This window comes from Sphingobacterium sp. UBA5996 (assembly GCF_002429765.1).
Classification (GTDB): domain Bacteria; phylum Bacteroidota; class Bacteroidia; order Sphingobacteriales; family Sphingobacteriaceae; genus Sphingobacterium.
On record NZ_DJAS01000016.1, the window covers coordinates 159,859 to 172,446 of the forward strand.

Sequence of the window (12,588 nt, forward strand, 5' to 3'; positions counted from 1 at the left end):
GCGGTACTCTCATTCAAGAAAAGTTCAGGACATTTCGGTGTTCTGAACTTTTTAATTAAATTAAACCATTATCCTTCGCAAAAGTCAGCAAATGCGTTATCGACTTACATTCAACTTTAGCCATCATATTTCTGCGGTGTGCCACAACGGTATGAGGGCTCAAAAACATTTTCTCTGCCGTCGTCGCGATTGTTTGGCCATCAGCAAAGTGCTTCAAAAGCTCGATCTCCCTTGCTGTGAATTTTACTTGCAGAAACTCTTGCTGACTGAGAATGTCTTCGAATAGCGGATCCAAAAATGGTTTTCCCGAAGCCACATCTTGAACACATTCTTTTAAAGTATCAAGATGACACGATTTGCTCAAAATGCCCGCTGGATTGTAGCTTTTCAAGTTCCGAATCAGAAATGGAGATGATGCACTGGTTAAAAAGACAATTTTTGCATTTTTATTGATTCTGTTGATTTCAGATAATAAAGACAAACCATTGCCTTCAGGAAGATAATAATCAAGAAATACCACAATGCTTTTGCGGCCAAAAGAATTTAAAAAAGCAAAAAATTCATGTGAATCGTTACAGGCTTTAACAAAGCTAAAAAGGCTGTAACGCTCCAATAGCAGTGAAAATGCAGCCGAAAAGAGCTCCTGATCATCCAGTACAATTGCATTATCAAAATATTTCTTCAATATAGTTCGTTTTAAGTAAAGATGCTCTAAAGGTAAATTATTTAAATCAACTCCTTATGAGCCCCATGCTTATATAGCAAAAATTTGCTATTCTAATCCCGATACATAGCAAAAAATTGGTATAAGAACACCCTTTGATTGCTATTTGAGCCGCGTTATAGTTGCTTTGTACAAATTTTTCCCTCTCCAGTTATTTACTGAAGATTCTATGGGAAGATAGGCATCGTATAAATCAACTGAAAATTAAAATGTTATTTAAATTAAGAACTATTGGCAGTATAAGCATGCTGTCATTCGCGGCATTGACCAGTATGAGCATCTACTCCTGTAAAGAGAGTAAGGACAGTGTCTCATTGGCTGGGAAGGCTAGCGTGAGTATTCATCTTTTGGGTGTAGAGAATCCAGCTGTCACCAGCATAAAAGCCGGCAACCGAAGCAGCACGACGACATCCCACCAAACAGTCCTGATCCCTTTAACAGAATCCAGTTCCTTTGACGCCACGTTGACTCCTGCGCCGTCCACTTCACAGCGTAGCCTTTTGCGGGGCTCGACGGCTCATCGTGCCGCTGTTACCGAAGAGCGTACCCCACTCGGGCAAAATGTAAAGTACAAAATTGTTGTCTATAACAAAGCGGGAGATTATGTCACCGAAAAGACCTATACAAACCAGGTCGATAATGACCATGAAATCCTGTTAGATGCAGGACAGGCATACACATTTGTAGCCTTCTCCACCAATAGTACAGCTACAGTACCTACCGTGACAGCGCAGACGGCGCTTACCACAGCCAGTCTTGATCATATCAGCGCAGACCTGATGTATTTCAAACAGGATCTAACAGTTCAAGCGGGAGACAATAATGTCGACGTTGTCCTCAAACATCAATATAGCGAAGTGACCACCAATCTCAGCATGGCTACTGAAATGACGGGAGCTATTACCAATCTTGGCAGCATCACTATTGGGCCAACACATCCAAGCGCCAACCTCAGATTAGCAGACGGTACGATCACCTACAACAGCAACACGGCCACAGCAGCTGTTGTATTTCCCACACTTGGTACAGGCCTACGCGCCCTATCCAGTGCACCAACGCTATTGATTCATCCCAGTACAACAAATGCTGTATTCAATTTTGGATCCATTACCATTGATGGCGAAACCAAGAATAATGTGTCCGTTGCGGGCCTAAAAATTATTCCCGGTCAGCGTTACAATCTAAACCTCAACTTCAAAACCTGTACAGAAGAAGTAACCGGTGGTGCCAACCTCAATTGGAATTATCCTGCTTCAGGAAACGGTGCAAATGTGAACGGCACAGTTGTTTCTAATGGGGGTATTGTTGAGCAGACATTGACAGCACCAGGAGCAGATTATGGTTTCGTATTTGATATTTTACAGATGGACAACTCGTTCAATATGGAGGTGAACGGAATCAAATTAGCGACACAAGAAATGCAATTTGAACCGAATATCGCTATTGCGCCTAGAAATGTCGCTTTTGCAGATGGCAGCCTTCATGGTGGCATCAATACTGCTGGAGGTACAATTCCTCAAATTTATAACATGACCGGTACCCAAGCGAATCCCATCATACGGGTCGTTATTAGCCGCGAAGGAACCGTTAGCCTATATGGCAGTAAAAGCTCTGGCGGCGAACTATATCCCTTGGTGCTGACAGCAGGTTCATTCAATACCGTGCCTTGGAACCCGGTTTCAAATACAGTCAAAATTACACAGGTCGTGCAAGGCAAAACCACTATGGTCGGAGGCGGTAGTGGCAGAAAAAAAATTGCCTGTCGTTAATTTCTATCACTATTTATACGAACAAAAAATAATGTTATCATGAGCCATAAAGAAAAGAAAAATTATATAGCCCCCCGCATTGTGGGCATGGAAGTAGACCTTGAACAAGGATTTGCGGCAGGATCTGCAGCAGGATCCGAATCCGTCCGCAGCGCGGATCCACAGGAGTCTTGGAGTAGATCCGATGACGATTTCCGAACGATTGATTGGTAATACCATAAAACCTGATATCAATCAGGCTATTTAACAAGCATTTCATGGAGATATTAGAGCAAGAGCGAATGTCGCTCTTGCTTTTTTTTACCATTATCTTGTCAATGATATAATCTATCTATTTTTTCCTATATTTAGCTACACGACTTTTTACTGTTTAAAAACATATACTCATGTATCTGTATGCTAAGTATAACGACCGAAAAATCCGATTTTGATCGAGCCATATTTGATCTCGCCCCATTACCCATGTGGATCTATGACCTGGATACATTGCGTTTTCTTGCGGTAAATAAAGAAGCCATTCATCAATACGGATATAGCGAGGAAGAATTTAAGCAGATGACGATCAAGGATATTCGTCCGCAAGAAGATATTCCAAAACTGGAGGCAGCAGTAGAAAGAACCAGAAATCGACGTACAAAGTTTAAGAAAAGTATTTTTAGACACCAGAGACGCGATGGCAGCATCATATACGTACAGATTAGGGGCAACACCATCAATTTCAACGGCCAAAAAGCGGAAATCGTTACCGCCACCGATTTAACGGAGCTCTATGAGAAAGAACGAAATTTAGTCACGGCGTATCAGGAGCTATCCTTCAGTGAGAAAAGATATCGATCATTGATCGAAAATGGACGGGATCTGGTTGCCATTATTGACCTAGAAGGCAACTATAAATATGTAGCACCCACCTCCACCACCGTTTTGGGGATTGAGCCCGACGCATTCTTGGGCAAAAATGCGTTTGCTTTTATCTATGAAGAAGATGTGCCGCGCGTAATGGAGCAACTTGACAAAATAAAAGAGTCAATGTCCGTATCCATTGACGCCTATCGATTTCCCGATGTAAACGGCGACCTGCGCTGGTTTAAAACAGAATTGTCCAATCACCTCAACACACCGCTGATTGAAGGTATTATAGCGAACACACACGAAGTAACGTCCGAAATTAAAGAGAAAATCGTTAGTGATCTTTTTACCGAACTGACGTTAACATTTGCGAAGTCTATTTCGTTGGTATCTTCGCTCGATCAAGCCCTACAGCGGCTTGTCCTGCTCCCCAAAATACGCGTGAGCGAAATATGGTTAGTTGCTCCAGACCACAGCGAGTTACACCTTGTCTCGACATCAGTACAGCAGCGTAAGTTCGACCTATTTTACCAACAGACAGCAGAATTTACATCCTGTACAGAAGGTGATGGGTTAGCAGGTGGCGTTTGGAAAGAAAAAAGGGTGATTGTTTGGGACAAGCTCGGGGAAAATAAGCATTTCCTACGCGCTGAGGCTGCCCGGATGGTAGGTCTTTCGACAGGCATTGGTCTACCGATTATGTATGGCCATGAATTTCTCGGCTGCATCGTATGCTTTTCTACATCGGCACCAGAAATCCTCGCGGAGAAAATAACGTTACTGACCCAGATAAGTGAAAAGCTTGGCCCACTTGTCAAACAAAAAGTGACAGAAGAAGAATATCGTAATGTCTTTAATATTTCTTCAGATCCACTTTGCATCGTTGGGTTTGATGGCTATATCCAGAAATGTAATCATGCTTTTGCCCACCTAATGGGGTATCAAAAATCCTATTTATATACTACAGCAATTTTTGACCTTATTTATCCCGATGATCGGGCACGTGCAGCTGAAGGATTATCGTTATTAATAAGCGGTCAATTAACCGAACGTTTTTCGGGTCGGTTTTTAACGGCGCAGGGTGAATTGAAATGGTTACAATGGTCAGCCACTGTCGCAGCAGAATCAAAAACCATTGTCGCTGTCGGAAAGGACATTACCAAACAGCAGCTCGCAGAAAAAGCATTGCAAACGGCTTATGAGCAATTAAAGACGGCCCAAAAAATTGCTAAGCTAGGCTACTGGTTTAGGCCTATAGATTCGGACATCTCCGAATGGAGTGATGAGATGTACAAAATTTATGACTGTTCACCGGACACCTTTATTCCAACGTTAGAAAATGTAAAGCAGACCTTGCCGCCCAAACATCGGTATCTGCTGGAGGATGATCCCATTTACCATCTGAAGCCCGGAACTACCAAAAGCTTTGAACACGAAATCATTACCCTGTCGGGAAGGCTGAAATGGGTGCATCAAGAAGTGAGATTGGTTGCAGATGAGCAAGGAAATGCCATTAAAATTGAGGGCACGATACAAGACATTACGGCTTCCCGTCAGGCTATGGATCAAATCAAGAAGCAGAACGACACCCTTCATGAAATCGCCTGGCTGCAGTCTCACATCATCCGCGCTCCACTGACACGCATCATGAGCTTAATTTACCTTTCAAGGGAATTAGAAGGGGGCGGAAAATCTACGGCCGAAATTATGGATCTGATTATGGATTCCGCAAAAGAATTAGATGAAGTGATTGCGCAGATCATTGTTAAAACAAACCTTATTCATCACGAAAATGGAACAGATACTACTGATAGATGACGACGCTGTCATCAATTTTATCCATGACAAAATCATTTCGAGTGTTTATCCCGATGCGACTGTTATTATTTTAGAAAATGGACAGAAGGCGGTCGATTATATCCAAAAAAATCAGCAAAACTCTTATCTCGTGTTTTTGGATATCAATATGCCCATTATGGATGGCTGGGAATTTCTGGAATCGATGCAAGATTACCCCAACAAGGAAAACCTAAATATACATATGCTAACTTCTTCGGTAGATTTAAGAGACCGAAGCCGAGCGGAAGACAACAGCATGGTGCGCTCTTATCTTCCAAAACCCTTAACAAAGGATGTTTTAAGATCGATACCCTTTGGAGAGGAGCCGGCATAAGTAAAAAACAAATATACGCTATTAACCTTAAAAACATGAGATTTCAAGGCTAACCCCATTGTAGACCTCAACGCTGTCCGTCAAACCACGAATCATCTTAAAAAACAATACAATTTAGGGTCATACCGATATTAGCAATTATCGATCTTAGGCATTATCATTGCCTTCATCGCATCAAATCTTCTCAAAATATCCTCATATTGTCTCAACAGGCAATACCTCTCCTTTCTATGCTGTACATTTAGGGTTCAAATCACACCAATTATATGCAGTATCTTGAATTTAAACATAACTATGTTATCTGGAGTCCGAAAAGCATCTTGACCATGCTACAAAGATTGCGACTACCCCTTTCAGCGTAAACAACCAATACACTTATTAATAAACATTAGCACATGAATTTTAAAATGAACAGTTTTAAAGTGGCTACTAAATTATTGCTATTCAGCAGCAGTTTATCTGCTGGAGCCGCTTACGCATTGCCTCATGCCCCCTATGTTCAGGAAGCCCAAACTAAAATCAAGGGTAGTGTCAAGGACGAGCAGGGCAACCCCATTGTTGGTGCCACTGTCTCCATCAAGGGTAGCACCATCAGCACCTCCACCGACGCCAATGGTGGATTTACACTCACCAATGTAGAGAAAAATGCCGTCCTTATCATCCGAATGATTGGCTTTACCTCCAGGGAAATTGCCTATAATGGCTCTTCCAGTGTAAATGTGCAACTGCTGTCAGACACCCAGCAGCTTGAGGAGGCTGTCGTGGTGGGTTACGGTACACTCGACAAAAAAGAATTGACCAGTGCCGTATCGAGCATCAAGCAGAAAGACATGGTCGCGGGGGCTGTATCACCGCTCTTGGCGATTCAGGGAAAAGTACCCGGTCTCAGTGTACTTTCCAACAACGGCACGGATCCCAATGCAGGTATCTCTTTGCAATTGCGTGGTGTCAATTCGGTCAATGCCTCACAAGGTCCCTTGGTGGTTATTGACGGTGTTCCCGGGGGCGACATCAACTCCGTTGCGAAAGAAGATATTGAAACCATCAACGTACTTCGGGATGCCTCCGCGGCAGCGATCTACGGCACCCGGGCTTCCGGTGGTGTCATCCTGATCACCACCAAAAGACCTCAGGTCGGCAAGGCGCAAGTGAATTTTACGTCCGAATACTTTGTCGAAACTATTCGCAAACGTCCACAGGTATTATCGGCAGAGAAATTTGTCGAATATGGTCTCGGTGAAGACCTCGGACACCGTACAGACTGGTATGATGAGGTTACCAATAACAATCCATTCAGCCATCGCCAGGTCGCCAACATCAGTGGTGGTTCCGAAAATGCCAATGTTTATACCACCTTTACCAAACGCGACGCCAAAGGCATGGCGATCACGTCCAAACGGGAAGAAATTGGTGGGCGGATCAACAGCGCATTTAAATTTTTCGACGGCTTCGCCGAGTTGAGCACCAATGTAAGTTACAATCAGGTACAAGCTTTCGGTTCCAATCGCGATATCTTCAACAACAATGACATTTTTAATATGGCCTTGGTGCTCAATCCTACCCAAACGCCTTATGATGCCAACGATGTGAGCGGATACAATGTATTGGAAGGTGGATATGACACCTGGAATCCTGTAGCTGAGGCGCGCCTGCGCAGCGATGAAAAGCAGTTCAAATACCTGTTGGCCAATGCGACCTTAAAATTAAACCTCACAGAACACCTGACCACCAGTGCGACCATCGGTGTAAAAAACAACAGCGAACATGGCAACTATTATCGATCAGCGCAACATCGCATTTCGCGGGAAAATAATGTGGATGGATTTGCCAAGCAATATTACAGCCGATTCAATGACCGCATCTTCGAGTGGACTGCCAATTACACCAACCGATGGGCCGAACATTCTTTAAATGCAGTAGCAGGCTACAGCTATCAAGATTTTAATGGGCAAGGATTTTCTGCCGAAAACTCAAATTTCCCCGTGGATGGTATTGCCGATAACGACATGGGTACAGGAACCTATCTACCAGACGGTCGGGCAGGTCTTGGATCCTGGAAAAACCCATGGGTCAAACTTGCCGCTTTCTTTGGCCGCGTCAACTACTCCTATCTGGATCGCTATATCCTAACCGCAACGGCGCGGTACGAAGGATCCAGCAAATTTGCCCCTAAAAACAGATGGGGCTTCTTCCCTGGACTTTCCGCAGGCTGGCGTATTTCACAGGAGTCCTTCCTCAAAGATGTTAATTTTATCAACGACCTAAAACTCCGCGCAGGCTATGGCGAAACGGGCAATGAAGGCTTTGATGCAAAAGTGGCAACACGGATGTATAGTGCCGACACCTGGTTTCTACAGGATGGTAAATGGTTTAGGACATACGGTGTGATGCACAACCAAAATCCAGATATCAAATGGGAGGTCAAAAAAGAATACAACCTTGGCTTGGACTTTTCCGTACTGAACAATCGCTTAAGTGGCCGTTTTGATATCTACAAACGTAAGATCGATGATCTGATTTTCGACATCAGCGTATCCCAGCCCCCAGCAATCCACGATCGAACAACCATGAATGTGGGCAGCATGCAAAATACGGGATACGAATTTGAACTGAACTTCAAAGCCGTAGACAACGAAAATTTCAGTTATACAACAAGCCTAGTGGGTTCGCATAATAAAAGCAGGCTCAACACCTTATGGGGTAGCCAAACCTTTACAGACCGGAAGGACTTCCCGGCTCCCGGCTCACCAGGATCGGCGGTGCGGTTATATCCCGGCGAGGACATTGGTCGCTTCTTCCTCTGGAAATTTGCAGGATTTACCGACGACGGCTATTGGAAACTATACGATAAAGATGGTAATGCATTTGACGTGCGCGACCGGAATAAAACGGTAGGCGATAAGTCATTTGTCGGCAATGCGATTCCAACACTACAGCTTTCTTGGAACAACCAGTTCAGCTATAAAAACTGGGATGCCAGTATCTATATGCGCAGCTGGATCGGGCACGATGTGTTCAATATGATCAACATGTACTACAGCTTACCCAATGTAAAAGGACAGAATGTTCTGGAAGAAGCCTACGACAAACATAAAAATATCAAAGGAGAAAAAGAGCTGAGTGACTACTGGTTAGAGAAAGGTACCTTTCTCAAGGTTGACGCACTCAATATCGGTTACCGCTTTAACCAAAATTGGATCAAGCCCTTAAAATCCATGCGGGTATATGCCACTGCACGCGACCTCTTTGTGTTTACAAACTACACGGGGCTAGATCCGGAAGTCAATATCAATGGTCTTGAACCGGGTTTCGAAGAGCGCAATGTCTATCCCAAGACACGGACTTTTATGATGGGTTTACAAGTAAATTTTTAAAGCACGCAGGACAAACATGAAAAAATATATTTCCATAGCCACCTTATCCGTAGCCTTACTGCTATCCGGATGCACCAAATTGGATCAAGAATTCTATAGTTCGGTCACACCGGACACCTTCTTCAAAAGTGAAAAAGACATCAAGGCCGCCTTATTTAGACCATTTACCCATGCCAAGTGGTATATGGGCGAAGACCGCTGGCGCTTGCAGGAATACACCGCCGACAATTTTGCCATCACCACCAAAGGGCGGCACTGGTACAATGGGGGCGAGAATGAGCGCTACCATTACCACCGTTGGACAGCGGACGACAACTGGGTCTGGGGCAGCTGGCGTGGCACGCTGATGGGTGTTGCCCTGGCGCTTGATGCGAAGAGCGACCTGAGCAAACTGGACTACAGCAAATTTACACTTACGGAGGAACGCAAATCAGCAGACCTGGCCCAACTCGATGCCTTGATCGCCTATTTCTATCTGCGCGGGTTAGATTATTTTGGTGGTATGCCTATTTTCGAATCCCTAGACCAAGAATCCCTGCCGCGCAATAGCGATCAGGAGCTCTTTGCGCATATCGAGAAGCTGCTCAAAGCAGCGATAGAGAATCTACCGGCAAAGAAGGCCGGCGAAAGAGAAGAAGGGGCAATCCGAAAAGCTGCAGCTGCAGCCATGCTTGCACAGCTCTACTTCAATGCAGAGGCCTATATCGGGAAGTCCATGTACGCAGAGAGCCAAAAGTTGGCTCAGGACATTGTCAATAAAGTTTATGGCGACTACAGCTTGGATACCAAATGGAACGGCATACATGGATTTAAAAACCATGAATCGCCCGAAATGATTTGGTCTATGCCATCAGAATTCAAGATGCTGGAGTACAATTGGTTTTATGCAGATTTCTACCATTATAACACCCGGCAGTTCTTTGCACAAGATATGGGCGGCAACAATGGTGCCCACCTAACCCCATCCAAGAAACCCGATGGCTCCCTTTACGCAGCAGACTTTAAGCTAGGTTCACCTTTTGAGACTTTCGACCAAGGCGATCTTCGCAAAGCACCCTATGTCTACCACGGCACCGACCAATACGAAGGTATGTTTATCGTAGGCCCGCATAAGACACCCAGCGGCGAGGCGATTGTTGGCGGTGAAGAATACAAAGATAAACCCCTGGACTTTGTCGACCAAGTGGGCCGCTTTTCAGAAGTTGGGCCTGAAAAAAAATACAGCTCCATTGACCAGCTGCCCTCAAAGATGTCCGAAGGCGAGGAAAACACCGGTATACGCCTGGTCAAGGTACCCATCCCAAATCTTGCCAACAATACATTGCGCTGGGGTGCAGATATGCCGATTATCAGACTGTCTGAAATATACTATATGCTTGCCGAATGTGAATTCAGGTTAGGAAATAAGGAAAAAGCTGCAGCACTATTCAATACCGTCCGAAAACGGAATTTTGCGCAAGAGCAGGATCCTAATCCCGTAACTGTAGCCAATATAGACAAGTACCGTATTCTGGATGAATGGAGTATTGAATTTTTAGGCGAAGGACGCCGGCGAACCGATTTGATCCGATGGAAAGCATTCACCACAGAAAAATGGTGGGATCATAATCCAAGTACTTCGGCCCATCTGAATCGCTTTCCCGTACCCAATCAAGCCATTGCCGGCAACAATAGTCTGACACAAAATCCGGGTTATTAAAGCGCGAAAAGAATCGATTTAAACGAATAGAGCCCAGTCTGTTTTAAGTACAACTGGGCTCTTCGTCGTTTTTACGTTCAACCCTTGATTCTAATCATCCCTGTTCTTCTGAGCAAGTCATGATGTAGGCAAAGCCAATCCGTTTGGGAAATGGCCCATAATAAAAAACAGGAAATCAAATCCCTTCCATGAATTGATATGTAAACAGCTGCGGATAGTTTTTTGGGAGCTCAGTTGTCAGGTTATGCATTTGGAAATCATCATTTCTAATTCTGCCATCCGGATCCATGAGTACGTAGCGCGGAATTCCGTTAAATTTAAATAATTCGCGTAAGGCCCTATATTCATCTGCAGAAACCCGATAAGATTCAAACATGCTATTTTTAACAATATAGTCTTTATAAAACTCCATATCTGGAGTCCCTTCACTATCTGTTATAAAAACAAACACCACATTCGGATGATCTTTGAGTTTTAGGCGTTTGCCTTGCATTGATTCAATACCCGATCGGCAGGGACCGCACCACTGTGCCCAAAAGTCCACGACAACGACTTTACCACGATACTTATCTGTCATTTTTTTAAAAATGGCGGCGGCATCGGTTTGGGGTAGTACATAGCCGTTTCTGGACTTCCATACACGGTCTGCCAGACTGAGCGCTTCACCTCTTAAATCCTCGTTTGTCAATATGGCCCGCAACTGATCAGTAGTTTTTGCTATCGCGGCTGCATCGGCAGCACCATTTAGTGCAGATTGTAATGTACGTAGTTTTGCAACTTCTGAGACCAACGTATTGGCTATAGTAGGGTTAGCTTTCCGATTTGCCGAATCCAATACAAAATAAAAGTCCTTTTGACGTTTACCATTTAAGGCATCACGGCTAAATAGTGTCGAATACTCGAATCGGTTGATAAAGGTAGAAAATTCATTTTGTGTCAAAATAGCCTGATCATTAAGATCTAAGCGTGCTATAAAATCAAAATAATCATTGGGGAGTGGCTCTTTCAAGAAGCTATTTGTCGGATTGCTTCTTAAATAATTATTTCGATACATTTCCATATCCATTAATTGAACGGCATAATAGAGTGCAACGTCTGTTCGGATCAGGTTTTTTAACTTGACGGAGAAGTTGGATTGTGCCAAACGCTTGTTTACATCATTTTGAACGGAATCCCATTCCGCAACAACCTGCTTTTTGTTTGCTGAAATAGCATTCTCTTTCAACATTCTTTCCAGACCTTGATAAAATGCGCGCGGATTCTTCCCCCAGTTGAAATCTTTGAACTGCTGATTATCGGCAGCAAGCGGACCTTCATAACCTATTAGTTCTACATTTTGGTCTGCAGTCATTTTAAATCGTAAAGCCAGTGTTTGCCCTGGTTCGATATAATAATCAAATAGGTTATCTTTAAACCGAATATAAGCGAGCTTTGGGTTGGTCGCTAAGTAACTCGCTTCAAAACGGCCGTCTGGATGAATCTTTACAGTGGTAGGATAATCTTCCCGCGTCAGCTCATTACTGCTATAAATAATACCACTTGTAAATTCTAATGCAGGACTATAATCTTCGATAAATCCGATGATGCGCACAGTATCAAATTGAAAGAAATTCTTTTTATACGAAGTAAGACTTTTTTTCACTTTAGCTTTAGCCAACTGCTGCGTTATCCAGCCATTTGGATCGGCCTTCGGCGTTTTTTCAGTAGATAATTGTGCCGTAGCAAAAGATAAAAAGAACAAATAAAAAAAAGAAAGTAATGTAAGTTTCATATCTAGGCTGTTGGTTTTCCTAAAGTTAATCATTTAATCCCTATGTGCAATATAAATTACAGAAGCTTGAATTCATTAAAGCCACGCCGTTTCGGAAATGGTTTTAACAGCTTACGTATAACCTTCAAAATTCTCAATATTATTAGCATGCTCGAGAAAATCGCTTGGGATATACCAAATACAAATTCAACCTTACCAATTGTAGATTAACAAGCCCAGATAAACTTGCCAT

8 protein-coding genes are annotated in these 12,588 nt (G+C 43.6%); 6 read left to right on the forward strand and 2 right to left on the reverse strand.

Going from position 1 to position 12,588, the window contains the following annotated elements; all coding sequences use genetic code 11:
• Positions 1-55: 55 nt before the first annotated feature.
• The gene (locus B3E00_RS12690) at positions 56-685 is read right to left on the reverse strand and encodes a response regulator transcription factor (protein ID WP_293938668.1); all 630 of its coding nucleotides are present in this window, start codon (positions 683-685) and stop codon (positions 56-58) included.
• A gap of 248 nt (positions 686-933) precedes the next feature.
• On the opposite strand from B3E00_RS12690, the gene B3E00_RS12695 reads away from it, so the two are divergent.
• From B3E00_RS12695 to B3E00_RS12720, 6 genes are all read left to right on the forward strand, one after another.
• Entirely contained in the window at positions 934-2,493 is a 1,560-nt protein-coding gene (locus tag B3E00_RS12695; protein WP_293938670.1) for a fimbrillin family protein, read from the forward strand.
• 39 nt (positions 2,494-2,532) lie between these two features.
• Positions 2,533-2,706 carry a hypothetical protein gene (locus B3E00_RS12700; protein WP_293938671.1) on the forward strand — a complete coding sequence of 58 codons (174 nt, stop codon included), beginning with the start codon at positions 2,533-2,535 and terminating at the stop codon, positions 2,704-2,706.
• 183 nt (positions 2,707-2,889) lie between these two features.
• Entirely contained in the window at positions 2,890-5,157 is a 2,268-nt protein-coding gene (locus B3E00_RS12705) for a PAS domain S-box protein (RefSeq protein WP_293938673.1), read from the forward strand.
• A complete protein-coding gene (locus B3E00_RS12710; protein WP_293938675.1) occupies positions 5,132-5,512 on the forward strand; it encodes a response regulator in 381 nt (126 codons plus the stop codon). The genes B3E00_RS12705 and B3E00_RS12710 overlap by 26 nt, the downstream gene beginning before the upstream one ends.
• A gap of 395 nt (positions 5,513-5,907) precedes the next feature.
• Positions 5,908-8,886 carry a SusC/RagA family TonB-linked outer membrane protein gene (locus tag B3E00_RS12715; protein ID WP_293938677.1) on the forward strand — a complete coding sequence of 993 codons (2,979 nt, stop codon included), beginning with the start codon at positions 5,908-5,910 and terminating at the stop codon, positions 8,884-8,886.
• A gap of 16 nt (positions 8,887-8,902) precedes the next feature.
• Positions 8,903-10,585 (forward strand): RagB/SusD family nutrient uptake outer membrane protein, encoded by a 1,683-nt coding sequence (locus B3E00_RS12720; RefSeq protein ID WP_293938679.1) that lies wholly within the window; start codon positions 8,903-8,905, stop codon positions 10,583-10,585.
• Positions 10,586-10,760: 175 nt separating this feature from the next.
• Here B3E00_RS12720 and B3E00_RS12725 read toward each other — a convergent pair whose 3' ends face one another.
• Positions 10,761-12,356 (reverse strand): TlpA family protein disulfide reductase, encoded by a 1,596-nt coding sequence (locus tag B3E00_RS12725; RefSeq protein WP_293938681.1) that lies wholly within the window; start codon positions 12,354-12,356, stop codon positions 10,761-10,763.
• Between the last annotated feature and the right edge of the window lie 232 nt (positions 12,357-12,588).

Excerpts from the sequence above, each read along its gene's own strand:
- B3E00_RS12705 (WP_293938673.1), top strand. The coding sequence starts at position 2,890 with ATGCTAAGTATAACGACCGAAAAATCCGATTTTGATCGAGCCATATTT.
- B3E00_RS12695 (WP_293938670.1), top strand. The coding sequence starts at position 934 with ATGTTATTTAAATTAAGAACTATTGGCAGTATAAGCATGCTGTCATTC.
- B3E00_RS12700 (WP_293938671.1), top strand. The coding sequence starts at position 2,533 with ATGAGCCATAAAGAAAAGAAAAATTATATAGCCCCCCGCATTGTGGGC.
- B3E00_RS12710 (WP_293938675.1), top strand. The coding sequence starts at position 5,132 with ATGGAACAGATACTACTGATAGATGACGACGCTGTCATCAATTTTATC.
- B3E00_RS12725 (WP_293938681.1), bottom strand. The coding sequence starts at position 12,356 with ATGAAACTTACATTACTTTCTTTTTTTTATTTGTTCTTTTTATCTTTT.
- B3E00_RS12720 (WP_293938679.1), top strand. The coding sequence starts at position 8,903 with ATGAAAAAATATATTTCCATAGCCACCTTATCCGTAGCCTTACTGCTA.
- B3E00_RS12715 (WP_293938677.1), top strand. The coding sequence starts at position 5,908 with ATGAATTTTAAAATGAACAGTTTTAAAGTGGCTACTAAATTATTGCTA.